This window comes from Rhizobium sp. P28RR-XV (genome assembly GCF_012641385.1).
GTDB lineage: Bacteria > Pseudomonadota > Alphaproteobacteria > Rhizobiales > Rhizobiaceae > Rhizobium.
The window spans coordinates 80,275-107,091 of sequence record NZ_JABAIG010000004.1 but is presented as its reverse complement, the minus strand read 5'-3'; the positions used below and the strand labels follow the sequence as shown (position 1 = coordinate 107,091).

Annotated in this window: 20 protein-coding genes, 1 tRNA gene and 1 pseudogene; 9 read left to right on the top strand and 13 right to left on the bottom strand. The window is 61.2% G+C overall.

The genetic code is table 11. The features are described 5' to 3' along the window. Positions 1–80: 80 nt before the first annotated feature. The gene (locus HGP12_RS09900; RefSeq protein ID WP_168839973.1) at positions 81–1,742 is read left to right on the top strand and encodes an OFA family MFS transporter; all 1,662 of its coding nucleotides are present in this window, start codon (positions 81–83) and stop codon (positions 1,740–1,742) included. A 219-nt stretch (positions 1,743–1,961) separates the two neighbouring features. Here the strand turns inward: HGP12_RS09900 and HGP12_RS09895 are convergent, their stop codons facing one another. Both HGP12_RS09895 and rocF read right to left on the bottom strand, forming a co-directional pair. Continuing rightward, positions 1,962–2,438 carry a chemotaxis protein CheW gene (locus HGP12_RS09895; RefSeq protein WP_168839974.1) on the bottom strand — a complete coding sequence of 159 codons (477 nt, stop codon included), beginning with the start codon at positions 2,436–2,438 and terminating at the stop codon, positions 1,962–1,964. A 328-nt stretch (positions 2,439–2,766) separates the two neighbouring features. Next, complete coding sequence (gene rocF, locus HGP12_RS09890; RefSeq protein WP_168839975.1) at positions 2,767–3,702, bottom strand: arginase; 936 nt, start codon at positions 3,700–3,702, stop codon at positions 2,767–2,769. 236 nt (positions 3,703–3,938) lie between these two features. Between rocF and HGP12_RS34760 the strand changes: the two are divergent. After that, positions 3,939–4,164 (top strand): annotated as a pseudogene (locus tag HGP12_RS34760) (Lrp/AsnC family transcriptional regulator). 171 nt (positions 4,165–4,335) lie between these two features. Here the strand turns inward: HGP12_RS34760 and HGP12_RS09880 are convergent. The 3 genes from HGP12_RS09880 to HGP12_RS09870 form a co-directional block, all read right to left on the bottom strand. Continuing rightward, the gene (locus tag HGP12_RS09880) at positions 4,336–8,523 is read right to left on the bottom strand and encodes a translocation/assembly module TamB domain-containing protein (protein WP_168878708.1); all 4,188 of its coding nucleotides are present in this window, start codon (positions 8,521–8,523) and stop codon (positions 4,336–4,338) included. A gap of 65 nt (positions 8,524–8,588) precedes the next feature. Continuing rightward, positions 8,589–10,514 carry an autotransporter assembly complex family protein gene (locus tag HGP12_RS09875; RefSeq protein ID WP_168878707.1) on the bottom strand — a complete coding sequence of 642 codons (1,926 nt, stop codon included), beginning with the start codon at positions 10,512–10,514 and terminating at the stop codon, positions 8,589–8,591. Positions 10,515–10,832: 318 nt separating this feature from the next. Beyond that, positions 10,833–11,108, bottom strand: coding sequence for a YMGG-like glycine zipper-containing protein (locus HGP12_RS09870; RefSeq protein ID WP_168839978.1), 276 nt, complete (start codon positions 11,106–11,108; stop codon positions 10,833–10,835). A gap of 294 nt (positions 11,109–11,402) precedes the next feature. Between HGP12_RS09870 and HGP12_RS09865 the strand changes: the two genes are divergently transcribed. From HGP12_RS09865 to hemA, 4 genes are all read left to right on the top strand, one after another. Then, the gene (locus tag HGP12_RS09865; protein ID WP_149635869.1) at positions 11,403–11,891 is read left to right on the top strand and encodes a (2Fe-2S)-binding protein; all 489 of its coding nucleotides are present in this window, start codon (positions 11,403–11,405) and stop codon (positions 11,889–11,891) included. 84 nt (positions 11,892–11,975) lie between these two features. Then, complete coding sequence (locus HGP12_RS09860) at positions 11,976–14,321, top strand: xanthine dehydrogenase family protein molybdopterin-binding subunit (protein ID WP_168839979.1); 2,346 nt, start codon at positions 11,976–11,978, stop codon at positions 14,319–14,321. Positions 14,322–14,341: 20 nt separating this feature from the next. After that, complete coding sequence (locus tag HGP12_RS09855) at positions 14,342–15,136, top strand: xanthine dehydrogenase family protein subunit M (RefSeq protein WP_168839980.1); 795 nt, start codon at positions 14,342–14,344, stop codon at positions 15,134–15,136. Positions 15,137–15,355: 219 nt separating this feature from the next. Next, a complete protein-coding gene (gene hemA, locus HGP12_RS09850) occupies positions 15,356–16,567 on the top strand; it encodes a 5-aminolevulinate synthase (protein WP_168840086.1) in 1,212 nt (403 codons plus the stop codon). 81 nt (positions 16,568–16,648) lie between these two features. Here hemA and HGP12_RS09845 read toward each other — a convergent pair whose 3' ends face one another. Continuing rightward, a complete protein-coding gene (locus HGP12_RS09845; RefSeq protein ID WP_168839981.1) occupies positions 16,649–17,278 on the bottom strand; it encodes a LysE family translocator in 630 nt (209 codons plus the stop codon). A 120-nt stretch (positions 17,279–17,398) separates the two neighbouring features. Beyond that, the gene (dxr, locus tag HGP12_RS09840) at positions 17,399–18,592 is read right to left on the bottom strand and encodes a 1-deoxy-D-xylulose-5-phosphate reductoisomerase (RefSeq protein ID WP_168839982.1); all 1,194 of its coding nucleotides are present in this window, start codon (positions 18,590–18,592) and stop codon (positions 17,399–17,401) included. Between the two features lie 199 nt (positions 18,593–18,791). Between dxr and HGP12_RS09835 the strand changes: the two genes are divergently transcribed. Next, positions 18,792–19,058, top strand: a complete 267-nt coding sequence (locus tag HGP12_RS09835; protein ID WP_168839983.1) for a BON domain-containing protein — start codon at positions 18,792–18,794, stop codon at positions 19,056–19,058. A gap of 243 nt (positions 19,059–19,301) precedes the next feature. Here the strand turns inward: HGP12_RS09835 and HGP12_RS09830 are convergent, their stop codons facing one another. The 3 genes from HGP12_RS09830 to HGP12_RS09820 all read right to left on the bottom strand — a co-directional run bounded on the left by HGP12_RS09830 (position 19,302) and on the right by HGP12_RS09820 (position 21,287). Beyond that, positions 19,302–19,895, bottom strand: coding sequence for a GNAT family N-acetyltransferase (locus tag HGP12_RS09830; protein ID WP_246703311.1), 594 nt, complete (start codon positions 19,893–19,895; stop codon positions 19,302–19,304). A gap of 34 nt (positions 19,896–19,929) precedes the next feature. Next, a tRNA-Arg gene (locus HGP12_RS09825) sits at positions 19,930–20,006 on the bottom strand. Between the two features lie 120 nt (positions 20,007–20,126). Next, positions 20,127–21,287 (bottom strand): M20 aminoacylase family protein, encoded by a 1,161-nt coding sequence (locus tag HGP12_RS09820; protein WP_168839984.1) that lies wholly within the window; start codon positions 21,285–21,287, stop codon positions 20,127–20,129. 193 nt (positions 21,288–21,480) lie between these two features. Between HGP12_RS09820 and HGP12_RS09815 the strand changes: the two genes are divergently transcribed. Both HGP12_RS09815 and HGP12_RS09810 read left to right on the top strand, forming a co-directional pair. Then, positions 21,481–22,647 (top strand): D-alanyl-D-alanine carboxypeptidase family protein, encoded by a 1,167-nt coding sequence (locus tag HGP12_RS09815; RefSeq protein WP_168839985.1) that lies wholly within the window; start codon positions 21,481–21,483, stop codon positions 22,645–22,647. A gap of 15 nt (positions 22,648–22,662) precedes the next feature. Then, positions 22,663–23,880, top strand: coding sequence for a GTP-binding protein (locus tag HGP12_RS09810; protein ID WP_168839986.1), 1,218 nt, complete (start codon positions 22,663–22,665; stop codon positions 23,878–23,880). 191 nt (positions 23,881–24,071) lie between these two features. On the opposite strand, the gene HGP12_RS09805 is transcribed toward HGP12_RS09810, so the two are convergent. The 3 genes from HGP12_RS09805 to HGP12_RS09795 form a co-directional block, all read right to left on the bottom strand. Continuing rightward, the gene (locus HGP12_RS09805; RefSeq protein WP_168839987.1) at positions 24,072–24,305 is read right to left on the bottom strand and encodes a sulfurtransferase TusA family protein; all 234 of its coding nucleotides are present in this window, start codon (positions 24,303–24,305) and stop codon (positions 24,072–24,074) included. Further along, positions 24,298–25,593 carry a L,D-transpeptidase family protein gene (locus tag HGP12_RS09800; protein ID WP_168839988.1) on the bottom strand — a complete coding sequence of 432 codons (1,296 nt, stop codon included), beginning with the start codon at positions 25,591–25,593 and terminating at the stop codon, positions 24,298–24,300. Before HGP12_RS09800 ends, HGP12_RS09805 begins: the two co-directional genes overlap by 8 nt. Positions 25,594–25,822: 229 nt before the next feature. Next, a complete protein-coding gene (locus HGP12_RS09795; protein WP_168839989.1) occupies positions 25,823–26,776 on the bottom strand; it encodes an acetyl-CoA carboxylase carboxyltransferase subunit alpha in 954 nt (317 codons plus the stop codon). Positions 26,777–26,817: the final 41 nt, after the last annotated feature.

Genomic DNA, 26,817 nt, shown 5'->3' with positions numbered 1-26,817 from the left:
TGGAGAGCGGAGGCTCCATCTTCGAATGCGATTCCTGTTGAGGGAAGAGGTGCTGTCTTTGAAGCAAGGAGGAGTTGTTCATGACGGCTGCTGATACGAATATTTCTGAAGGAACGGTAGCGGCGGGTCTGCTCGACCGCGAGCGCATCATCGCCAAGCCGGGCTTCAACCGATGGCTCGTGCCGCCGGCCGCGTTGGCTATCCATCTCTGCATCGGCATGGCCTATGGCTTCAGCGTTTTCTGGCTGCCGCTCTCCAAGGCGATCGGCACACCGACGCCGGCTCCCGCGGAATGTGCCAGCCTTAATCTCCTGACTGCTCTGTTCACGACAAGCTGCGACTGGCGCGTAAGCGATCTCGGCTGGATCTATACGCTGTTCTTCGTGCTGCTTGGTTCCTCCGCCGCCATCTGGGGCGGCTGGCTGGAACGGGCCGGGCCGCGCAAGGCCGGCGTGGTTGCCGCCTGCTGCTGGTGCGGCGGTATCGTGATCGCGGCAATCGGCGTCATCTTCCACCAGCTGTGGCTGATGTGGATCGGCGCCGGTGTCATCGGCGGCATCGGGCTCGGCCTCGGCTACATCTCGCCCGTTTCGACGCTGATCAAATGGTTTCCCGATCGGCGCGGCATGGCGACCGGCATGGCGATCATGGGCTTCGGCGGCGGTGCGATGATCGGTGCGCCGCTCGCGAGCCTGCTGATGAACCACTTCCGCACCGATGGTTCGGCCGGCGTCTGGCAGACCTTCATCGTCATGGCGGCGATCTACTTCGTGTTCATGATGGGCGGCGCTTTCGGCTATCGCCTGCCGCCAGCCGGCTGGCGTCCGGAAGGTTGGATGACACCCGCCGCCAAGAGCTCGATGATCACGACGAAGCATGTGCATCTTCGCCACGCCCACAAAACCAAGCAGTTCTGGCTCATCTGGGCGGTGCTGTGCCTTAACGTTTCGGCCGGTATCGGCGTCATCGGCATGGCCTCGCCCATGCTGCAGGAGATCTTCGGCGGAGCCCTGATCGGCCTACCGGATGTGAAATTCGCCGATCTCAGCAAGGATCAGATCGCCACCGTCGCTGCCATCGCCGCCGGCTTTGCCGGTCTGCTGTCGCTCTTCAATATCGGTGGCCGCTTCTTCTGGGCATCGCTATCCGACAAAATCGGCCGCAAGAATACCTATTATTGCTTCTTCGTCATCGGTATCGCGCTCTATGTCCTGGCTCCCTGGGCGGCCGGCATTCACAGCAAGGTTCTGTTCGTGGGCGCGCTCTGCATCATCCTGTCGATGTATGGCGGCGGCTTTGCCACGGTTCCCGCCTATCTCGCCGATATTTTCGGCACGCAGTTCGTGGGCGCAATCCATGGCCGGCTGCTGACGGCCTGGGCGACGGCCGGCATCATCGGGCCTGTCGTGGTCAACTACATCCGCGAGGCACAGAAGGCAGCGGGCGTGGAAGGCGCACAGCTCTACACCTTCACCATGTATATCCTTGCCGGCATGCTGGCGCTGGGGCTGATTGCCAATCTGCTGGTCAAGCCGCTTTCGGCCAAATGGTTCATGTCGGACGAGGAGGTCGCCGCGCTGCAGGCAAAGACGGCTGCCGCCAACGCCGGCCCCACCGGCTCCTTTGGCATCGGCACGGGCGGCTTCGACGGCAAGGCGCTGATCGCCTGGGCGATCGTCGGCATTCCGCTGCTCTGGGGCGTATGGGTGACGATCAGGAGCACCTACGCACTATTCGGCTAGAGCCGGATGATATTAGGTCTGTTCGACCTAAAATCTGAATCCGCTCTAGAATCAAAGAAGTAGAGCGTGATGTCGTCCGAAAACCGCCTACACTTTTCGGCATCACGCCCTAAGCAATCATTCTGAAAAACGACGAAGCCGAATTGCGAGACAAAAAGCCGCCACCGGAAGGTGGCGGTTCTCAAAAAAGACTCTTCCGCGAAACTATGCGGCGCGAAGTTATGCGGCGAGTTCGTCCGTTTCGCTTTCCTTGAACATCTTGGCGAGGTTCAGGAAGCAGATCATTCCGTTCTCTGTTGCGATGATACCTTCGCAATAGACGCGATCGAACGAGGCCGTGACTTCCGGAACCGGCTGAACCTGGCTGGAGGCGATCGTCAGGATGTCGGAAACGCGGTCGACCAGCATGCCGATGACCATGTTGTGCACTTCGGCGACGACGATGGCGCTGCGCTCGTTGGCAACCGTGCTCTGCATGCCGAGCTTGTAGGCGAGGTCGATGATCGGGATGACCGAGCCGCGCAGGTTCATGACGCCGATGACATCGGCCGGCGCATGCGGAATCGGCGTCGACGGCGCCCAGCCGCGGATTTCGCGGATAGTAGTGGTCTTGACGCAGAATTCCTGCTCATGCAGCCGGAAGGCAATGATCTCCAGAGTCTCGCCGCTGAAGCTGGTGGAATTGATCGTGGCCATGAACGTTCTTCCCATTGAAGCGTGACGCCAAATGCGGCGTGTTCATGGCACGATAGAGCAAGAACATTGCTCAAACCTAAATCTATACAAGCGGTTTCGACTGGACGGTTTCCGGCTACCCGCCCTCGCGGTTCGAGGGCGCTTGCGCGCCACCTCACCGTGAGGGCTGATCTTTTCGCTTCACTGCCAAGGAACCGCAAGTCAAAGCAAAGATGCTGCTCGCTCCATCCTCATCCTGAGCCTGTCGAAGGACGAGGATGGCCCCACGGTAGGAATGGCAGGCCTCCCGGCAACGCGCCATTCGGTTCCCTGCCGCTGGGTAGTCTCCTCAGGCAGCCCGTGTCGGACGATCGAAGATGCGACGGCCGAAGAGGCTTGCTGCCATCTCCACCAGCACGCGGGCGCTCTTGCCGCGATCGTCGAGGAAGGGGTTGAGCTCGACGAGATCGAGCGACGAGACGAGGTTGCTGTCGGAGAGCATCTCCATGATCAAATGCGCCTCGCGATAGGTGGCGCCGCCCGGCACCGTCGTGCCCACGCCCGGCGCGATATCCGGATCGAGGAAATCGACATCGAAGCTCACATGCAGCAGGCCGTTTGCGGCGCTTACGGTATCGAGCACCCTGCGCATGATGGCTGCTACGCCCTGTTCGTCGAGCGAACGCATATCGAAGACGTTGACGCCATGCTCGCGGATCTCCTCGCGCTCGCGCGGATCGACGGAGCGGATGCCCACCTGGAAGACCTTCGTCGGGTCGACCAGCGGCCGTCCGGCCGGCAGAACACCGTCGATCTCGGCCTCACCGCAATAGTAGGCGACGGGCATGCCGTGAATATTGCCTGAGGGCGAAGTGGTCGGCGAATTGAAATCGGAATGCGCGTCCAGCCAAAGCACGAAAAGCGGCCGGCCGACCTCTGCCGCGTAGCGCGCCATGCCGGAGACGCTGCCCATGGACAGGCTATGATCGCCGCCAAGGATCAGGGGAAAGCCGCCGGAGGAGGCGACATCGTATACCCTAGCCTCGAGTGCGCGCGTGAAAGCGCCGACAATCTTCAGATTGTGGGCCTGTGGATGCTCCGGAAGGTCCGCTGCCGGAACGGGACGCAGGTCGCCGCTGTCGGTGACGCGATGGCCAAGCTCGATCAGCGTGGTTTCGATGCCGGCGATGCGGAGCGCGGTCGGGCCCATGCCGGCGCCGCGGCGGCCGGAGCCTTCTTCCAGGGGAACGCCGATCAGGGTAACGGGAGTGGATTGCGTATTCATCGGCATTGCTCCGAGGGTTAAAGCAATTCCCGGAAAATGCGCAGCGGCGTTCCCCGGAATTGCGTGAAAACAACGAGGTAGCGCGGTTCGAGCAGTCCGTGAAGAGCCGAACCGCCCCGGATGATGTCGAGGCGCATTATCGATGGTCTGCATGACAGCAAAAAGATGGAAAATTGTCGAAAATCGATTAGCTTTCGACAGATTGATCAGTTCGATTGACCAAAATGACAAACCATATGGATGACCTCGACCGTGACCTTTGAGTGCGCTTCGCAGCAACGCACGCATCTCCGGTTCCTCGCTGGCGGCAGCGACCGGCGCATCGCGCGCCACTGTCGCCGCTCGCATCGAGCGATTGGTGGAAAACGGCACCACGAGACGCTGCGCCGGATCAGGCTGATCAACGGCATCAATACGACCGAATCCAATATCCTGCTGAAGACCAGCAAGATGGGGTTCTAAAGCAACTTACCTTCTCCCCTTGGGGAGAAGATGGCCCGATAGGGACGGATGAGGGGCTGAAAGCGAAGCGGTGAGCGACTTGAGCGGCAAGCGAACGGCAATCTCCCGGTAACGCCCCCTCACCCGGCGCTATCGCGCCACCCTCTCCCCGTTGGGGCGAGGGGGTATCCCTCAATACTCACGCTCGTAGACGACGCCGGCTTCTCCGGCGCCGTCGGATCCCGCCGCGCCGCGCAGCTTCACACCGCGTCCGACATTGAAATTGATGATGGCTTTGGTGTTGTTGGAGGCGCCCTGCTGCAGCTCGATATAGGTGCGCTTGTTGATATACTTGCCGGCGCCGACCTGTGCCTGGCCGTTTGCATCGGTCGAAATATCCAGATCGTCCACGCCGAGATGGCTGCGCAACCCCTCGAACAACGATGTGGAGCGTCCGCCGGCGAGCTGGCTTGCGGCATCGGCGAGCTGGGCGATCTGCATGGCCGATAGTTTCGACATGGACTGGCCGAAGATCAACTGCGCCAGTACTTCATCCTGCGGCAGTGCCGGCGAGGAGGAAAAGCCGATCTGGGGATCGGTGGCGAGACCGGTAACATCGACGGTGATGGTGGTTGAGCTCACCGTCGATGTCGCCTCCATATTAAGTGCGGGGGTCAGGTCACCGCCGAAGGTGATCTTGCTCGAATCCGTGAAATCCAGCCGGCGGCTGAGGATGGTAAGGCGTCCGCGCCGCATGGTGAAGCCGCCGGATACGACAGGTTCCGCTGCCGTGCCGCGCACCGTGATGCTGCCGCCGAGTTCGGCGTCGATGCCGCGGCCGCGCACGAAGATCTGCGAGGGTGCGTCGAGTTGCAGATCAATGCCGAGGGTGGTCGATTTGCTGCGCGGTCCCTCTGGCTTCTGATCCTTGAACTGGGCGTTGACCGCAGCGGGGGCATTCTTGTGCTTGATGTTGATCTCGGAAAGCGACGCAGGCAGCTTCTCCGGCACCGTGATCGACGCCTTGTTGATCCTGAGATTGCCCGTCAGCATCGGCGCGGTCATCAGCGGCCCCTTGACGCCGAGAGTGCCGTTGATGGTCGCGGCCACCAGCGTACCGTCGACATAGGTCGCGTTGTTGAACTTCATCTGGATATCGGCCGGGAAGCCGCTATTCGGGGCAATGCCGACCGTGCCGCTGCCCGAAATGCTGCCGCCGCTCGTCAGGTTGCCGGCGAGCCGCGAAATGACGGCCTGCTTGCCATCGAGGGTCACGGTGACGGTGAGCCCGCTGAGGGTCAGGTTCCGGCGGACGTCGACCAGCTTGGCGCCGTCGGTGGCAATCGTGCCGGTAACGGCAGGTGCCGCCGTCGTGCCGCCGATCTGCATGTCGATCTTCGCCATACCTGTCATGACCAGGCCTTGGGCGGCGAGCTGGCGGGCAAGGGCATCGAAAGGCACATTGCCGGAAAACTTCAGCGCCATGCCTTTGTTGCCGGCGACGGCGACAGTGCCGCCGCCGTTAAGCACAAGGCCGCTCTGGCCGGTCAGGTTGGTGTTGATAGTCACGACATTGTCGGCGAATTTGCCGTCCGCCTTGATGCCGAGCGCGGCGAGACCGGCGGATTTCGTCTGGCTCGTCGCCGCGCCCGACCAGTTTGTCTGGAACACGACGGTGGGCGCGGTTGCCTTGCCGGTGACCGTTACCGTGCCGGAAATGACGCCTTCGGCCGCGAGCGTCGGCGCAAAGACATTGGCGAGGCTTGCCGGCAGGTTGGCGATCTTGGCATTGATGTTCAATGTCTGACCGGCGGTGCCATCGACGGTCACCGAGCCGCCGCCCGTCTGAAGGGTCAGGCCATTCAGCGACGCTGTCCCATCCTTGATGACGATCTTGGTCGGCGATGCCAGCTTGACCGGTATCGTCCGCGGAGCACCCGCAAATGCGTCGATGCTCACCGTTGTCTGGCCACCCGATGTCTCGACGCCGCCACGCGTCGTTAGCGGCGCGTTGTCATATGTGGACTTCAGATCGAAGTCTGTGCGGCTGCCCTGCTGGGTGAAGGTCAGGCCGAGACCGGTGATGCGGTTGGCGCCGGAGGCGATGGTATCCGCACGGATGCTGCCATTGGCGGAGAAGGCCTTGAGGTCGTCGACGGTGAGCGCGACGGCCGGCGTGCCGATGACGAGATCGTCTCGGCGGATACCATTGCCACTGGCATTGACCTTCAGGCTGGTCTTGCCATTGGCGCTGGCGATATCGAGCGAGCCCTTGAGGTCGCCCTCGGCCTTCTGCCCGGCGAGGGCCGCAAGGAGGCTCAGATCCGGCAGATCGAATGTCAACGCGCCTGACGGTTCGAAGCTCGGCGACAGGTCCAGCTTGCCTTGCAGCTTGTTCGTGCCGATCTCGGCCGATAGGGACGGGATGCTGGTGCGGCCATCCTTTGAAACGGCGTCGGCGGTGATACGGATCGGCTTGCCGTCAATCGCTCCGCTCGCTTGCACTTTCGCCTGCGGGGCCTTTGGATCCGCGGTTCCCGTTACGCCGATGTCGAGCGTATCCAGCAGCCGTCCCGCCAGCTTGACGTTGACGGCCTTGGCGGTCGCGTCGATGCCGAGCGCGGTCAGCGGTCCCTTGGCCTTGAGGCCGATATCGGCCTGTCCTTCGGCGTTTGGTATCAGCTTGGAAAGGTCGAGTAGCTTGCCCGATAGATCGGAGGTTAGCGACTGGTCGTTGAGCGCGACATTGCCGGTGATCTCGGCGACGCTGGATTTCACCGCAAGGTTGGAGAGCGACATCTTGGTCGGCACCGTGCCGGCGACCTGCCCTTCCAGAGAAAGCGTGCCTTCGAACTTGTCCGAGACGCCGTCCGGCAGCACGCCAGGCAAAGCGAAAAGCTTGAAATTGCCCGTCAGCGCCTTCGAAGACAGCGTATATTTGCCGTTGACCGTGCCGCCGATGCTGGCGCTTTCCAGCGTCGTATTGTTGAAGCCGATCGTGTCGGGCGAGAGCTGCAAGGGCGCGGTCAGCGCGATCGGCGCCCGGATCAGACGATTGAGATCGGCATTGAGAAAGGCCGTCTGGCCGACGACCAAGCGGAGCTGCAATGGGCCGGACATGGCGGCCAGATTGAAGGCGTCGCTTCTGGCGCTCAGATTGATTTGCCCGATTTGCCCCTGCGGCGTGCTGGCGCTGTCGAGTGCGGCTTTCGCATCGATCTTCACCAATTGGGCAGCGCCCGTCAGCGCGATATCGACGCGGGAAATCAGGGCCCGGACCTCGCCGTCCTCCATCGGCCAGCGGAAGTCGACGGGGCCGGAGGTGCCGAGCAGATTGGCATTGAGGCTGTTGTTGCCGTTGGGATCCAGCGTGCCGGATGCGGCAAGCACCGCACTGCCGGTGGCAAGATTGCCGGTCTGGATGTCGATCTTGCCCTTGCCGTCGAAGGTTGCGGAGACATCGATAGTCGTCTGGCCGGCAAAGAGCGGCCGCATGGTCGGTGGGAGCAGCGAGTCGACGTCGCCACCGCCCTTGACGTCGATGTGGTGCAGGCCGTCGGCCGAGAGGCTGTGATGGCCGCTGATGGCGACCGTCGGCTTGCCGTCGAGCGCTGCCTGCAGCTTCCCGGCCCAATTGGAGAGAGGACCGTCGCCGGAAAGGTCGATATTAATCGCCGGGCCGCCTGGCAGGTGCAGGAGGCCAGCCAACATTCCGTCGCGCGGCTCGGAAATCTGCGTCTTCAGCTTCAGCTGGTTTTCGGCCGGCGCGAAGGCGATATCGGCGGAAAGCTTGGCATCGGGCACATCGTGGCGGCTGGCATTCAGCATGAGACCCATGCTGCTGCTGTTTGCCTTGACGCTGCCGTCGGCGGCCAGAATAAAATCCTGTCCGGCGACCGCCTGTCCAATGCGAAGATCGGGCAGGGCGATGGTGCCGATATCGATAGCGATGGGTAGTGAAAAACCGCCGCTGCCCTGCGTCGCCTGCGTTTCCGGCGTGGGCGCGGCCGTCGAAATCGGCAGCCGTTCAAAATCGACGATATCGGCTGCGATGCGATCGGCATGGAAGGTGCCGGTTAGCAAAGATAGCGGAGACCAGTCGATGGCAAGGTTCTGCACCTTGGCATAGGGGCCTTTGGTGTCGGATATGGTGATCGAACCGACCCTCAGATTGCCGTTCAGCAGTCCGGAGGGCGCGGCGATGGCGATGGTGCGATCCGGCGTCGAGGCGATCTTCGCCACCTGGTCGACGGCATAGGTGGTTGCGGAGGGGACAAGGCCGACAACGAGCACAGCCACGATCACGAGCAAAAGGATTGCCACGACCGCATAGGCGATCCAGCGCACCAATCTCCCGAGGATTCGAATCAATATGCTCATGAAAGCGACAGTAACCCCAATTTTCTAACCGTGTGCTGAAACGCCTGCGACAACTATACGGCTTGTCAGAAGGCCTGACCAATGCCGGCATAGATGCCATAAGATGTGCCGTCGTCATATTTCTTCAATGGAACGGCGACATCGAGCCTGATCGGACCGAAGGGCGTAGCGTAGCGCAGGCCGACGCCTGCGCCAATGCGCAGATCGGACAAGTCCGGGAAGGTGGTGTCGGTAACGCTACCCATGTCGACGAAGGGGACGATGCCGATCGTATCGGTGATCTTCACGCGGGCTTCGAAGGAGGCGGTCACATAGGAGCGTCCGCCGGTTTCGTCGCCGTTGGAATTGTAGGGCGAGATCTCCTGATAGCCGTAGCCACGCACCGAGCCGCCGCCGCCGGCATAGAAGCGCCGGGTGGCTGGAATATCCTCGATATTGTTTGCGCCCAGCAGCGAGCCGGCGGCAAGCTTGCCGGCAAAGACGACGTTATTGTTGGCGCCGATGCCCTTGTAGCCGGTGATCGAGCCCTCGAGCGAGCTGAAGATCGTGCCGCCCATCGCCTCATAGCTCGGCTTGGCGCCGATCGAAGCGCGGTAGCCCTCGGTCGGGTCCAGCTTGTTGTCGCGCGTGTCTCTGACATATTCGAGCGGGATCGCGACCGTCAGATAGTTGTGCTTGCCGAAGGCGTCGGTGGTATCCTGTTCATAGGATATCTCGCCGCCAGCGGAGACGGTATCCTGATCGTTGATTTCGTAAGCAAGACTGCTGCTTGCCGTCGCGGTATTGGCGTCGTAGGCGTCCGGATGCAGGCTCTGCATCTTGAGGCCGGCCGTGAAGGTTGCCGAAGGATAGAAAGTCGCGGGCCTGACATAGGTGATGCCGGCCGTGTAATCGAACTGGCCGACATCGGTCGTCTCGCCGATGCGGGAGATGGAGCCCTCGATGCGCAGCGAATCCGCGCGGCCGGTCAGATTACGGTGTCCCCAATAGCCCTGCAGGCCGAAGCCGTCGATGGTGGAATATTGCGCGCCGACGCCGAAGAAGCGCTGCTTGCCTTCCGAGACTTCAATGGTCGTCGGGATGCTGCCATCAGGCGCCAGCTTGTCGGCCTCGCGGATGGTGACGCTGGAAAAGACGCCGAGTTTTCTCAAGCGGTCCGACGCTTTCTTCAATTCGTCGGGAGAGTAAGGCTTGCCTTCATTAATGCGGGCATAGCGCTTGATGAAATCCGGATCGACCGATTTCTGGCCGGTGACACCGACATTGCCGAAGGGAGCGATGGGGCCGCTTTCGACTTTCAGCGAGACGTCGACCGTGTCGCTCGCATGGTCGGCGATGACATCGCGCTTGTCGAGCCTGGCAAGCGGATGTCCCTCGTTCTTGAAATCGGCGACCATCTTGTCGCCGGCCTTCAGGATCGTCAGGGAACCGGCATCGCCGCCACGCACGAGCCCATAATTCGCCGGGTCCAGCCTGGCGGCGTCGCCCTGGAGGTTGATTCTGCCGAGTTTGAAGACAGGACCGGGATCAACGCTGATAGTGACGGCAACTGGCTTGGCGCGGCTGAAGGTCGGCGTCGGCGGCAATGCGTCGAGCGGGGTGCCATTGATGGTAATGGTGACCACGCCGCCGTAGTGCGCCTTTTCATAGAGGCTAGCAATCAGCCTGTCACGATCGTCGCGCGCCTTGACGACAACGCCGAGATCGCCGGATACGGGCTTTTTCTCGTCGGCAATCAGCATCGAGCTGTCGTTCAACGATTCCTTCAGATCCTTGTCGAGATTGTCGGCCTTGAAATCGACCGTGTAGCGAACGGGATCGGAAACCTGGTCCGCCGTTTCATCCTCGCCCCAGAGCTTTATGCCGAAGAGTTTAAACGCAAAGGCGTTTCCGGCATACATCGGACCGAGCGCAAGCACTGCCGCAACCGCTGCCACGGTTCCTGCCCGCCGATACGCAATACTCTTTCTCGGTTCAGTTCTTTTATGCATACGCCGCTTTACGGTTACATGAGAACTTACTCAGTTTGACGTTTCCCGGGAGTTAACGCGCGGCCACCATAGAGGCAAAAGTCGTTCAGGTGTACCTTTTTGGAGTCAAAAACGTGGAAAAATGCCCCTTAATGGCTGAAATGCCGACGTTTTCGGCACAGTTCCGACATATTCGAGCAACCTGAAAAACAGCGTCCACGGGTTGTCCAGGCCATGCGGCAGGCGGGTTTGGTGCCGGCGCCACAGCCATTTATCGGCCGGAATCAAAAAGTCCCGGACTTGCGTCCGGGACTTTCGAAAGCTTCGTGCTGGGATCGATCAGTAGCCGCCGTAGCCGCCGCGCGGGCAATCGTCGATGTAGCGACGACCGTAGCGGTCGCGGTAGTAGCACTGGCCGGGCTGCTCCCGGACGCTGCCGATGACGGCGCCGGAAACGCCGCCGATGGCTGCGCCGACCGCGGCGCCGCGGACGTTGCCGGTGACTGCGCCGCCGATAATGGCGCCGGATGCTGCACCGATGCCTGCGCCCTGTTCAGTCGGCGTGCAGCTTGCGATAGACAAGCCGACCAATGCGAGCATAAGAACTTTTTTCATTTACTCTCTCCAACGTTAGTTAAGCCGAACCCGGCCAACGTCGTCCCATTCTTCAGCTCCACCACGATGGGCTGTCTTTCAGTCCTGCAATGATGAAAAATATCGTGCAAAATATGATTGTCCATTGGCTGGCAATAGTTTTTTTGTTGCCGAACAAAGGCAGCTTCGCATTCGGAGAGTAAAACGACGGGCGCGAAGCAGAAAATCCGCGACCGTTCTAAAGTAGAGGTTGATTGGACTGCAAAAAAGTCAAATGATGCTCCTTGCCTCTGGAGGAGAGGCGAGGAGGAAAATATGGCAAAGGTGACTTTGACGGTGAACGGCCGTTCGGTCAGCGGCGAGTGCGAGGATCGCACGCTGCTTGTCCATTTCATTAGGGAAAAACTCGGCCTGACCGGAACCCATGTCGGCTGCGATACCAGCCAGTGCGGTGCCTGTGTCATCCACATGGATGGTAAGTCGGTGAAGAGCTGTTCGATCCTGGCCGTTCAGGCTTCCGGCTCCAAGATCACTACCATCGAGGGTCTGGCCGCCAATGGCGAGCTGCATCCGGTCCAGGCCGCCTTCAAGGAGCATCACGGCCTGCAATGCGGCTTCTGCACGCCGGGCATGGTGATGGCATCGGTCGACATGATCAACCGTCATGGCGGCAAGCTGGACGAAAAGATTGTTCGCAGCGAGCTCGAAGGCAATATCTGTCGGTGCACCGGCTATCACAACATCGTCAAGGCGGTGCTTTCAGCCAATGCCGAGATGAATGCCGCCAAACAGGCGGCTGAATAGAGTTTCACCGAGACTGTCTGGCGAGACGCCAATGATCGTCGTCTTGGCGTGGTGCCAGGCCCGCAACCCCGATGGGAGGATGTGATGGGCGTGGAAGGCATTGGTGCGCGTGTTGCGCGCAAGGAAGATAAGCGATTTCTGACGGGCAAGGGGCGCTACACCGACGACATGGTGACGCCGGGCATGAAATATGCCTATTTCGTCCGCAGCCCGCATGCGCATGCAAAGATCACAAGTATCGATGCGTCGGCGGCACTTTCCATGCCGGGCGTCATCGGCGTGCTCGACGGCAAGCAATTGCTTGATGATGGCATCGGCAACCTGATCTGCGGCTGGATGATCCATTCAAAGGACGGATCCCCGATGAAGATGGGCGCCTGGCGGCCTCTGGCGGTCGATACTGTCCGCTATGTCGGCGATGCCGTCGCCATCGTCGTGGCCGACAGTCTCGGCGAAGCCCGCGATGCGGCGGAAGCCGTAGAGGTCGACTATGAAGAGCTGCCTGCCGTCGTCGAGGCGGTGGATGCATTGAAAGCGGGCGCGCCGCAGATCCATCCCGAAGCACCCGACAATCAGATTTTCGACTGGGAGCTCGGCGATGCGGCCGCAACCGACAAGGCGATCGCCGAAGCCGCGCATGTCACCGAGATCGAGCTCCATAACAACCGGCTTTCGCCGAATGCCATGGAGCCGCGCGCCACGCTCGGCATCTATGATGCCGCCGAAGATCACTATACCTGCTATACGACGAGCCAGAACCCGCATGTGGCGCGGCTGGTCATGAGCGCCTTCTACAATGTCGCCCCGGAAAACAAGCTGCGTGTCATCGCGCCTGATGTCGGCGGCGGCTTCGGCTCGAAAATCTACATCTACCCGGAAGAAATCGTCTGTCTTTGGGCATCGAAGAAAACCGGCGTGCCGGTCAAGTGGACGGCTGACCGCACCGAAGCCTTCCTGACGGATGCGCATGGCCGTGACCACGTTTCCAAGGTCAAGATGGCCTTCGATGCGGAGAACCGCATCACGGCGCTGAAGGTCGACACGATCGCCAATCTCGGCGCCTATATGTCGCTGTTTTCCTCGTGCGTACCGACTTACCTTTATGCGACGCTGCTGTCGGGCCAGTATGCGATCCCGGCGATCCACGCCAACGTCCGCACGGTCTATACCAACACCGTGCCGGTCGATGCCTATCGCGGGGCGGGGCGTCCGGAGGCGACCTATCTTCTGGAGCGTACCGTCGAGACGGCAGCACGCGAACTCGGCGTCTCGCCGGCGGAATTGCGGCGGATCAATTTTGTCCGCACCTTCCCCCACCAGACGCCTGTCATCATGAATTACGACGCGGGCGATTACGAAGCCTCGCTCAATGCCGCCATGCAGCAGGCGGATTGGGCTGGTTTTCCTTCGCGTAAGGCGGAGGCGGCTGCCCGCGGCATGAAGCGCGGCATCGGCATGAGCTGCTATATCGAGGCTTGCGGTCTTGCACCGTCGCAGGCCGTCGGCGCGCTCGGCGCCGGCGTCGGCCTGTGGGAATCCGCCGAGGTGCGGGTGAACGCAGTCGGGACCATCGAAGTGCTCACGGGCTCGCACAGCCACGGGCAGGGACATGAGACCACCTTCGCGCAGCTCGTCGCCGACCGGCTCGGGGTGCCGATCGACAGCGTTTCCATCGTCCATGGCGATACCGACAAGGTGCAGATGGGCATGGGCACCTATGGCTCCCGCTCGGGCGCCGTCGGCATGTCCGCCGTGGTCAAGGCGCTCGACAAGGTGGAGGCGAAGGCGAAGAAGATCGCCGCGCACCTGATGGAGGCCGACGAAAGCGATATCGTCATCGAGAACGGTGAAGTGAAGGTGGCGGGCACCGACAAATCGCTGCCCTGGTTCCAGGTGGCGCTGGCATCCTACACCGCGCACAATCTGCCCGCCGGCATGGAGCCGGGCCTGAAGGAAACCGCCTTCTACGATCCGGCGAACTTCACCTTCCCGGCCGGCTGCTACATCTGCGAGGTCGAGGTTGATCCGGAAACGGGTAAGACTGAGATCGTGCAGTTCGTCGCCGCCGACGACTTCGGCAACATCATCAACCCGATGATCGTCGAGGGGCAGGTGCATGGCGGCATCGCGCAAGGGATCGGCCAGGCGCTGCTGGAGGGCGTGTATTATGACGAGAGCGGCCAGCTGCTGACGGCGAGCTTCATGGATTACACCATGCCGCGCGCCGACGATCTGCCATCGTTCCAGCTTTCGCACCAGAACACGCCTTGCCCGAACAATCCGCTGGGTGTGAAGGGATGCGGCGAGGCGGGCGCCATCGGCTCGCCGCCGGCACTGATGAACGCCATCACCGATGCGATCGGCAATAATACGCTGACCATGCCGGCCACCCCGCTCAAGGTGTGGGAAGCGGCGCGGGCCACGGCCTGAGACGAGAGGAGGATAGGACAATGTATGCAACGAATTACCATCGTGCCTCTTCGGTCGACGAAGCCGTCAAGCTGCTGTCGAACGCGGACGAGGGTAAATACGTCTCCGGCGGCATGACGCTGATCGCCACCATGAAACAGCGCCTGGCATCGCCGAGCGATCTCGTCGATCTCAGGCATATCCCCTCCATCAAGGGGATTCGCGTCGATGGCCGCAGGGTCACGATCGGGGCGGCGACCACCCATGCGGAGGTTGCCTCCTCGGCGGCGATCCGCGCGGTCTGTCCGGCGCTCTGCGAGCTTGCCGGCATGATCGGCGATCCGCATGTCCGGCACATGGGTACGATCGGCGGGTCCGTCGCCAATAACGACCCGGCGGCGGATTATCCCTCGGCGATACTGGCGCTGAATGCCACCATCGTCACCGATCGGCGCCAGATCGCGGCCGACGACTTCTTCCAGGGCCTGTTCGAGACAGCGCTGGAAGGTGCCGAGCTGATCACGTCGATCGCTTTCGACGCGCCGGAAAGGGCAGGTTATGCCAAGTTCCCCAATCCGGCCTCGCGCTATGCGATGACGGGCGTCTTCGTCGCCAAGGGGGCAGGCGGCGTGCGCGTCGCCGTCACCGGTGCCGGTGCGGACGGCGTCTTCCGCCAGGGTGATATGGAGCAGGCGCTTGCGGCGAATTGGCTGCCGGAAGCGGTTGCGGGGCTGACGATCGATCCGTCATCGTTGCTTTCCGACCTGCATGCAACGGCGGAATATCGCGCCAACCTGGTTAAGGTCATGGCCAAGCGCGCCGTGGCTGCCGCCTAGATTCACCATGAACGAGCCCGGAGCGGCGGAGTTTACCCTCCGCTCCAGAGAGAGTGTTTCCAGCATGGTTTCGATTGTCAAATTGATGTGATTGGCTATTCTTGTCTGGAATTGTTCAAAATTAAGGGCCATTTGCCGCAGCGGGCGCGAAAGCAATGCGGAGGGGTTGACGTGCGAACCGGCATTCTCGAAAACGGTCGCACGGTACTGGAGCAGATGATGGATTTCGAAGCATTTTTTAAGGGCGAGCTGGAAGGTCTTCACAAGGAAGGCCGCTACCGGATCTTCGCAGATCTGGAACGCCGCCGCGGCAATTTCCCGCGCGCAATCCGGCATACGGCCAATGGCCCTCAGGAAGTGACTGTCTGGTGCTCCAACGACTATCTCGGCATGGGCCAGCATCCGAAAGTGATCGAGGCGATGAAAGAGGCCATCGATCACTGTGGCGCGGGTGCGGGAGGCACCCGGAATATTTCTGGCACCAACCACTATCACGTCCTGCTCGAACAGGAACTCGCCGATCTGCATGGTAAGGAATCGGCGCTGATCTTCACGTCGGGCTATATCTCCAACTGGGCGACGCTCGGCACGCTCGGCGCGCGCATCCCCGGCCTCATCATCTTCTCGGATGCGCTCAACCATGCATCGATGATCGAAGGCATTCGCTATGCGAAGTGCGACAAGGTCATCTGGAAGCATAACGACCTGCACGATCTTGAAGCCAAGCTGAAGGCGGCCGATCCCAAGGCGCCGAAGCTGATCGCGTTTGAATCCGTCTATTCCATGGATGGTGACATCGCCCCCATCAAGGAGATCTGTGATCTCGCGGACAAGTATGGCGCGATGACCTATCTCGACGAAGTGCATGCCGTCGGCATGTACGGCCCGCGCGGCGGCGGCATTGCCGAGCGCGAAGGATTGATGGATCGTCTGACCGTCATCGAAGGCACGCTCGGCAAGGCCTTCGGCGTCATGGGCGGCTATATCGCCGCTTCGACCGCGCTCTGTGATTTCATCCGGTCGTTTGCGTCAGGCTTCATCTTCACCACCTCGCTGCCCCCGGCTCTGGCCGCGGGCGCTGTCGCTTCTATCCAGCATCTGAAGGTCAGCCAGTTCGAACGCATGCGCCATCAGGATCGCGTGCGCAAGCTGCGTGCCCAGCTCGATGCGGCCGGTATTCCGCATATGCCGAACCCGAGCCATGTCGTGCCGGTCATGGTCGGCGATGCTGCCAAGTGCAAGTGGATTTCGGATCTGCTGCTCGACGCCGGCGTCTATGTCCAGCCGATCAACTATCCCACCGTGCCGAAGAAGACCGAGCGCCTGCGCATCACGCCGACGCCACTGCATTCGGATGGCGATATCGAGCAGCTGGTCGGTGCGCTGCATGCGCTGTGGTCGCGCTGTGCGCTGGCAAGGGCCGTCGCGTAAAAGACGGCTTCGGCCTGAAATGTGCTTCATTGCGGAATATCGGTGTGATGCCGTTTTCCGCAATGATTATTTGTGCGGGCGTTAGCCGCGGCTTCCCAAAGCCAGGCGGCAGGCGAGGCCGGCAAATACCGTCGCCAGCAGATATTGCGGCAGCTTCGGAAAGTGCCTGATCGCCGAAAGCCGGCCGCGGATATGGCTGCCGAGAAGGATGACGGAGCCGTTCACGAGAAAGCCGATTCCGTTGAGAATGGTGGCGAGCAGTGCCATCTGCAGGATCATCGAGCCGTTGGGATCGACGAATTGCGGGAAGAGCGCAAGCACGAACAGTGCCATCTTCGGATTAAGAATATTGGTCGCCAGGCCCTCGACGAAGATGCGCTTACCCGAAAGACGCTTGAGTCCGGCTGACGGTGTGAACGCAGAACCCTGTGAGCGGAGCGTCTTGACGGCCAGATAGAGCAGATAGGCGCAGCCTGCCCAACGCACGGTCTCATAAGCGACAGGCACGGTGAGGAAGAGTCGTGACAGTCCGAGGGCTGCTGCCATGGCGTGGCAATAGGTGCCGAGCGCAATGCCGGCATAGGTGAGCAAGCCGGCGGTGCGGCCCTGGCTGACACTGCGTGAGGCAATGAGAAGCATGTCGGGACCGGGCGTAGCGGTGAGCACCAGCGCGGCGGCGGCGAACAGAATGATCGTGGAGAAGTCCGGCATCGTGATTCCCTTGAAAGTGAAGCCGGAATTTCTCTCTAGCATCATTGTCGGGAATGGCAACCGCCGGATATGCAGTTGCGTAGCGAATGCGGAAAGCTTCGATTTATCGTAGGAGTTTACTTACGCAGCCTTTTCCCGCTGGGCGACGAGCACGGCTGCGCGGCTGCGCGCCTCGGCGTCGGCCGCAAAGACGGCATCCATGGTTTCGGCGCTGCCGGTCGCGATCATCTCGTCCATGACGGCTTCGGCGATATCGGCCATTTCCAGGAAGCCGATGCGGCCATCCACGAAGGCGTGGAAGGCGATCTCTTCGGCCGCATTCATGATCGCACCCTGCAGGCCGCCGCGCTCCAGCGCCGTGCGGGCAAGGCGCAATGCCGGGAAGCGAACCTCGTCCGGCGCCTCGAAATCCAGCCGCGCGAGCTTGGCGAAATCCAGCCGCTCGACGCTGAGCTTGGTGCGGGCGGGGTAAGTCAGCGCGTAACCGATGGCGGTCCGCATATCGGGACAGCCGAGCTGCGCCAGCACCGACCCGTCCGTATAGCCGACCATCGAGTGAATGACGGATTGCGGATGGACCACGACCTCGATCTGATCGGGGCGCACGTTGAACAAGTGCTTGGCCTCGATCATCTCAAGCGCCTTGTTGAACATCGAGGCGCTGCCGATGGAGATCTTGAAGCCCATCGACCAATTGGGATGGGCGCGGGCGATCGCCGGCGTGACATTGGCCATCTGCTCGCGCGTCCAGGTGCGGAAGGGGCCGCCGGACGCGGTGATGATGATGCGCTCCACCGCATGCTGCTGGTCTTCTTCCAGCGCCTGGAAAATGGCGCTGTGCTCGCTGTCGACCGGGATCAGCCGGCCGCCGCCTTCGGTTACGGCGCGCACGAAAAGGTCGCCGGCGGAGACGAGGCATTCCTTGTTGGCGAGCGCGATATCAGCGCCGCGCCGCGCGGCCGCCAGCGTCGGGGCAAGGCCGGCCGTGCCGACGATCGCCGCCATCACCCAATCCGAAGGCATGGAGGCGGCTTCCATCAGGGCACTCCTGCCCGCGCCGACGGCGATGCCCGATCCGGCCAGGGCATCCTTCAGATCCTGATAACGCTCTTCATTGGCGGTCACCGCGAAAGCGGCGCCGCAGGCCTTGGCCTGCTCGGCCAATAGGCCGATATTGTCATGCCCGGTAATGGCGGCGATGTCGAAGGCGTCGCGCCCGCCCAGCTGGGCAATGACGTCAAGCGTATTCTGGCCGATGGAGCCGGTCGAACCCAATATCGTCAGGCGGCGACGCGTCTTGCTGCCGGTGTTCATTCAGGTATCCGCATTTGCTGCTGTTCCCCCAAGGCTCTACAGGGGATTGCCTGGAGCGGCAAGTCTGCAGCGATGCAACGGTTCTGCTGTTGGTGCACGCAAAAGGCGAAATCACCGATTTAGTAATATTTTTTCAGGTTCCGTTGAACCAATTGCAAAGTGCTGCGTTTTCCGACCACTCGAATGCGGAGAGTGACGAATGGTTTTCAAGGCAGCAACGTTTCATGGCATGGAGCTCTATTTGGAAAACGAACAAGCCAGGCGCTCGGCCCTGGAATCCACGGTTGCCAATGCGCTCGCCGTTGCCGGCGGAATCGATGCTTCCGATGTCACGGTGACCGCGGCGGGGCAGGAAATCCGCCTGGACGGCTCGGTCGCAACACAGCAGGAGGTGCGGCGCGCAACGGCGGTCGCGGAATCCATTCCCGGCGTCCGGCTGGTCAGGAACAGGATCGCGGTGGGGTGATCTGCGGGTTTTCAGCTTTCGTTCATCCCGCGCCCGATGGCCTCACGGCAAAGCGATCGCATATCAGCGCAGCTCCTTCTCCCCTTAGGGAGAAGGTGGTCCGAAGGGTCGGATGAGGGGCTGAGACCACAGCGGAAAGGCTGACCTGGCTGAACATCGTCCCGCCAGCGAATCGATCGATGGCAGGACTATCTTCTATACGGCGCTGACCGGCAGCTTCGGGAACCATCCGGACCCGTTCAATTATAAGTAGGTCGGCAGATCGAAAAATAGTTTCGATACGGTTGGAGAATCCGACGCATGGATGCTTGTCCGGTCAAGCACGCCTCCCGCTTTCTCGATAACGCGCTTCGAGGCGAGGTTATCTTCGTTGCAGACGATGCTGATATTGGTAAAGCCAACCGCCTTTGCAACCGGCAATAGAAGCCGCAGCGCTTGCGTTGCGTACCCTCGACCTTGTTTCCAAGGGACGACTGAATAGCCCACATGACCTGGGACATGTAGGGGCAGTTGGGTCGTTCCGGCCAAATAGCGCAATGTAATGTAGCCACAAAAGCCCCCATCCCAGATCCAGAATGGGCGGGCGATAAGGCACTGAGGTTCCCGATTCGATACCGCTGTGGCAACGATTTCATTCGATCTAGTACGGGCGAGGAAAGCCGATCTGTCTTTCCTGAGTGCTGTCAGTTCAGTCTCGATAAACGACTTGTCATGCTGGCGCCGGGGATCTGGCGACCAACCGCGCATGAGCGCTTGTTCAAAACCCTGTAGATTGAGCAGACTTGGCTCAACAAGGGTTAGATCGTCTGCACGCGTTGAAGTCTGATGTTCTTCCAATCTCGATCACGCGGTCATCAGTGAGGATGGAAAATGGTGATCTCGACGCGATTCGAACGCGTGACCCCCAGATTAGGAATCTGGTGCTCTATCCTGCTGAGCTACGAGACCACTCGGCATGATCCATACAAAAGCAAAGGCCCGAAGCCAAGCCCTTTTACGTCCCAGGGACAATTCGCTTTTGCGGGGCCGTGCGCCCGGGTGAGGCGCACGGAAAATGGTGGCGGCGTCTCAGGCGCTGAGGCGCTGTTCGGCGAGGCGCACCCAATAGGAAATGCCGTGGGCGATGGCTTCATCGTTGAAGTCGTAGGCCGGGTTGTGCAGGCCGGCGCTGTCGCCGTTGCCGACGAAGATGAAGGCGCCGGGGCGGGCGAGCAGCATGTAGGAGAAATCCTCTCCGCCCATCATCGGATCGATATCCGGGATCACATTGCCCGCGCCGGCGATTTCCTCGGCGATGGCAATCGCATGATCGGTCTCGTCGGCGTGGTTGAAGGTGACCGGATAGTTGCGATGGAACTCGATCTCGGCTTCGGCGCCGTGGGTGGCGGCAATGCCCGTCACGATCTGCTTGAAGCGCTGTTCGGCCAGGTCGCGCATCTCTGGATCGAGCGTGCGCACCGTGCCGTCAAGGCTCGCATCGTTCGGGATGACGTTATGCGCATTGCCGGCATTGAACTTGGTGACGGAGACGACGACCGATTTCAGCGGATCGGCGCTGCGCGAGGCGATGAGCTGCAAATTGGAAACGATCTGCGCGCCGATGGCGATCGGGTCGATCGTCTTGTGCGGCATGGCGGCATGGCCGCCGACACCCTTGATCGAGACGGTGAATTCATCGGTCGCCGCCATGATCGCGCCCTTGCGGATGGCGAAATGGCCAACGGGCAGGCCGGGCATATTGTGCATGCCATAGACTTCGGCGATTTCGAAGCGCTCCATCATGCCGTCCTTGACCATGGCGTCGCCGCCGGCGCCGCCTTCTTCTGCCGGCTGGAAGATGACGGCGACATTGCCGTTGAAATTCCGGTTCTCGGCGAGGTATTTCGCAGCACCCAGCAGCATGGCCGTGTGGCCGTCATGGCCGCAGGCATGCATCTTGCCGGGCGTTTCGGAAGCATAGGGCTTGCCGGTGATCTCGGTCAGCGGCAGGGCGTCCATATCGGCGCGCAGGCCGACAGTGCGCCCTGCGCCCTTGCCGCGGATCAGGCCGACGACGCCGGTGCGGCCAATGCCGGTCACCACCTCGTCGACGCCGAAGGAGCGCAGTTTCTCGGCCACGAAGGCGGCCGTGTTCTCAACGGCATAGAGGAGTTCCGGATGTGCATGGATATGGCGGCGCCACTCGGTCACTTCGCCCTGGAGTTCTGCGGCCCTGTTCAAGATCGGCATGCTGATTTTCCTGCTGCTCAATATCGATTCTGGTTCAACTCACGGATCCGTCGCACGGCTTTGGCCCGCGCATCGGGGCCTTTGCGATGTGCTGACGGGAAATAAAGTCGTCAATCGCCTTTGCCTTCTCCTAGCCATATAGGTTAAATAGACGAAGCTTTCGAGAAAATTCCGGACTTCTGAAGGATAGATCGTGCCGACGAAGCAGAATCGTTTGTATGCCGCCCTGCGGCTCGCTCCAATGGCCGCAGCAGCATCCATGCTTTTCCTGTCGACCGCGCAGACGGCCGCAGCCAATCCGCATATTCTCGTCGATGTCGGCACCGGACGCGTTCTCGACCAGCAGGAGGCGTTTCGCCGCTGGTATCCCGCTTCGCTCACCAAGCTGATGACGACCTATGTGACCTTCCGGGCCATCCAATCCGGTCAGGTCAGGCTCGATACGCCGGTCGTCATGTCGAAGCTTGCAGCGGCACAGCCGCCGGCGAAGATGTATTTCAAGCCGGGCCAGAAGATGACGCTCGACAATGCCATGAAGATGATGCTGGTCAAATCAGCCAACGATCTCGCCATGGCGGTCGCCGAGACCGTCGGCGGCTCGCAGCAGGGCTTCGTGGCGCGGATGAATGCAGAAGCCGCCCGCCTCGGCATGCGCGACTCGCATTTCATCAATCCGAACGGCCTTCCCGGCAAGGGGCAATATACGACGGCGCGCGATCTCGCCATCTTAAGCGTCGCGCTGCGCCGCGAGTTTCCGCAATATGCCGGCTATTTCTCGCTGGAGGGCTTCACCAACGGCGTCAAGCAGGTGCCGAACATCAATATGCTCATCGGCCGCTTTGAAGGCGCCGACGGCATGAAGACAGGCTTCATCTGCGCCGCCGGCTTCAACCAGATCGCATCGGCCACCCGCAACGGCCGCACGCTGATCTCGGTCGTTCTTGGAACCGACAGCCTGGCGGCGCGCGCCGACGATTCCGCCAATTTCCTGGAAAAAGGTTTCCAGAACCAGCTGTCTACCCGCGACACGCTGGCGACGCTCAGACCCGACGCGCCGCTCGCGGAGGAGGTCGCCGATGTCACCGCCGACATCTGCAGCACCAAGGGCGCACAGGCGCGCAGCGAGACCCGCGATCCGTTCGGCCGCACCAAGGTGCAGTCGCCCTATATCCATGAAATGGATCACGAGCCGAATTTCGTCTATGCCGGCCTGATCGGCGGCCAGGATGTCGCGACGGCCGCCAAGGGCGACAAGGACGATGTGACGGCCAGAGGCGACAAGGCGACCAGGGACAATAAAATCGCCATTTCCGGCGGTGCGTCCGGTGTGCCGATCCCGATGCCGCGTCCCACTTTCTGATATCGGATATCCCCCATGAGCGTTTCGCAGCAAAGAGTACCGGTTGCCATCCTGACCGGCTTTCTCGGAGCGGGTAAATCGACCCTGCTCAACCGCATCCTCAAGGACGAGGCCATGCGTGATGCCGCCGTCATCATCAACGAGTTCGGCGATGTCGGCATCGATCATCTGCTGGTGGAAAGCTCCGGCGATTCCATCATCGAACTTTCCGATGGCTGCCTGTGCTGCACGGTGCGCGGTGAACTGGTGGATACGCTGGCGAACCTGATGGACGCCATGCAGACCGGCCGCATCCGGCCGCTGAAGCGCGTCGTCATCGAAACGACCGGTCTTGCCGATCCGGCTCCCGTCATGCAGTCGATCGTGGGCAATCCGATCATCGCCACCAATTTCGACCTGGATGGCGTCATCACCGTCGTCGACGCGGTCAACGGCCTGCAGACGCTCGACAATCATGAAGAAGCGCGCAAACAGGTAGCGGTTGCAGACCGTCTGATCGTTTCCAAGACCGGAATTGCCGGCGCGGTGCCCGAAGGCCAGCTGGAGAGCCGGCTGAGGGCGCTCAATCCCCGGGCGCAGATCCTGAATGCCGATAGCGACGAGGCAGGGCGCGCCGCCATTCTCGTCAACGGCCTTTACGATCCGGCTTCGAAGATCGCCGATGTCGGCCGCTGGCTGCGGGACGAGCTAGAGGCGGACGACGATCATCATCACCATGATGACCACGATCATTATGACCATGATCATTATGACCATGATCATGACCACCGTCATGGCGATCATGGACACCACCATCACCATCATGGGCATCACCATGGCCACCGGCATCAGCACGCCCATGACGTCACCCGTCATGACGGGTCTATCCGGTCGTTCTCGATCGTCGAGACGCAGCCGATCGATCCGACGGCACTCGAGATGTTCATCGATCTCCTTCGTTCGGCGCATGGCGAAAAGCTGCTGCGCATGAAGGCGATCGTTGCCGTGTCGGACCGGCCGGAGCGTCCCGTCGTACTGCATGGCGTGCAGAACATCTTCCATCCGCCGGTGCGACTGCCGGCCTGGCCCGATCCCGAAGACCGGCGCACGCGCATGGTGATCATCACCAAGGACTTGCCGGAGGATTTCGTGAAGGGCCTGTTCGATGCCTTCCTTAGCAAGCCGCGCGTCGATACGCCGGACAGGGCGGCGCTACAGGACAATCCGCTCGCGGTGCCGGGGATGCGGTTCTAAGGTTTCTACCTTCTTCCCGCTGGGGAGAAAGGGAGGAGCTATAAGTTAGCCGTCCACTTTTACGGCCCGCTTCAGAGAAAGATCTCTGTACATCGCCACCAGTTCCTGACGATTGCATCGGGCGAATTCGCTCCATCCTCATGGTGAGGCGGGAGCGAAGCGACCCTCGAACCACGAGGATGGCCCGACCGTCAGCCTCTCCGGATCACGAAGCGATGGCCGCTTTCCGTCTTCTCGCTCGTGAGGAGCGTGTGGCCTTTCTCATTGCAGAGATGCGGGATATCGATGGCGGCAAGCGGGTCGGTCGTCTCGACGGTCAACGTCGCGCCGCTTTCCATGCCGCGCAGGCGCTTTTCCGTCTTGATCGCCGGGTAGGGGCATTTCAGCCCGCGCAGATCATAGATCCCGTTATCCGAGCTATTCACTCTTGGCCCAGAACTTCCAGAAAGGCGGCTTCTTGGCCTCGGTCTGCGCGGTCTCGACGGGCGGAGGCGGCGCATAGGCGAGCGGATTGACGGCCGGGTTCATCGGGTTCGCCATCGGAATCGGTACATTAGCCGGAACATTGGCTGCTACCATGGGGCCGCTGGGCTGCTGCGCGGCCGTCTCGGGAGCTGCTGTCGCCACGCGGATGCTTGCAGTCGACGGATTGGCCGTCGGGCTCGCCACCGTGCCGCCGCGCGCGATCTGCTGTGCCGATTGGTTGGATGCCATCGATTCGAGATCGGCAACCTTCATCATCTTGCCGGCGGCAAGCGCGGTGCCAGTCGGCGCATAAGCAAGATCGTGACCCTTGCGCTGCTTGGCGACGACGGCCTTGCGCTCGGCTTCGGTCGGATCGTACCAGGCCATGCCGTCATACTTCTTCGTGGCGACGGCATAATCGGCCTTGTATTGCTTGTCGTAGGCCGCAAGCGCCACCTGCAGGGCTGGCGGCGTGGTCATGACCGGGCATTTGCCACCGGCATTGAACGGTTCGCTGGCCTGCTGATTGAAGACGTATTTCTTCTCGCAGACCTCGACCTCAGGCGGCCGCTTGGTGACTTCGAAATTGTCGTAGCCGACCTTCAGCATCTTCCAGAAGTCGATATTGGGGCTCAGACGATGCTTCCACATGTTCTCCGCCGTCATGCGGAAAGGGAAGGCTTCGAGCTGGATTGCCTTCTGGCCGCCCTTGAAGGCGTCGCGCGCGAAGGCGTAGATTTCCAGCACCTGCTGGTCGGTCATCGAATAGCAGCCGGACGAAGAGCAGGCGCCATGGATCATCAGATTGGCGCCGGTACGGCCATTGGCGGCGTCGTAGCGGTTCGGGAAACCGGTGTTGATGGCGAGGTAGTATTTCGAATTCGGGTTCAGGTTGGCCGGCGTCAGCATGTAGAAGCCTTCCGGCGCCTGCCGGTCGCCTTCCTTCACCTTCGGACCCAGCCGCCCGGACCAGGCGCAGATCTTGTAATCCGCGATGACTTCGAAGCGATTGTTCTGGTTCGCCTTCAGGATCTCCATCGCACCCTCTTCCTTGAAGATGCGGATCATGATCGGCGAGTTGCGGTCCATGTTCTTTTTCGCCATGTCCGCAAGGATATGGCTGGGCAGCGGCTGTTCGACCTTGTTCTTCACCGTGGAAAGGTCGACCGACGCCGTGTCCAGCGCGTCGTTGCAGCCGGCGAGCGCCAGCGCCATCAGGGATACATAGGCAAGGTGACGGATGCGCATTCTGACTTAGCCCATAAATGCGAAGAGCGGCAGCTTGATCTGTTTCGCCACTCCCCTCGAAGCATGAAACGGAATCATAGACGGCTTATACTTGAAAATTCCTTACCAGCCTATGACCTGCCCGCAGCGCGTCGGCAAGCTTTTCTTTGCCATAACAGCTTCGATAACGGAAATGTGGCCAAGGTTTGGCCTCATTCGCGTTTTTAGCGATCACTTTTTCCGAAAACGGTTAGAGATTGCGGCCCATGGAAAGGAATTTCTGGCGCCGGTCGTTGCGCAGCTGTTCGCCCGAACGGCTGGAAAGCTCGCCGAGCGCGTTCGCAATCGTATCGCCGGCCGAGGCTATCACCGTAGTGGGATCGCGGTGTGCGCCACCGAGCGGCTCGGGGATGATGCCGTCGACGATGCCGAGGCCCTTCAGGTCTTCGGCCGTGATCTTCATGTTGGTCGCGGCTTCCTTTGCGCGCGTTGAATCGCGCCACAGGATCGATGCCGCGCCTTCGGGCGAAATCACGCTGTAGATCGAATGTTCGAGCATGTAGACGCGGTTGCCGACGGCAATCGCGATCGCGCCGCCGGAACCGCCTTCGCCGATGACGATGGAGACGATCGGCACTTTCACGCCGAGACACATCTCGGTGGAGCGTGCGATCGCCTCTGCCTGGCCGCGCTCTTCCGCACCGACGCCGGGATAGGCGCCGGCCGTATCGACGAGCGTGATGACCGGAAGCTGGAAGCGGTCGGCCATTTCCAGGACGCGGATCGCCTTGCGATAGCCTTCCGGCCGGGCGCTGCCGAAATTGTGCTTCAGGCGGCTCTTGGTGTCGTTGCCTTTTTCCTGGCCGATAAGGGCAACCGGCTGTCCGCGGAAGCGGGCGAAGCCGGCCTGAATGGCGGCATCCTCGGAGAATTTGCGGTCGCCGGCCAGCGGCGTGAATTCCGTGAAGAGGGTGCTGGCGTAATCGACGAAATGCGGGCGCTGCGGATGGCGGGCGACCTGCGTCTTCTGCCAGGCATTGAGCTTGGAATAGATATCGGCCATTGCCTCGCGGACACGGATTTCAAGCCGCCCGACTTCGTCCGATGTGTCGATGCTTTCGTCTTCGCTCGCCAGTTTCTTGAGCTCGTGAATCTTGCCTTCGAGATCCGAGATGGGTTTTTCGAAGTCCAGATAATTGTGCATGAGGTGCGTTTCCGATCCTTTTGCCCGTGACGAGAGACGGC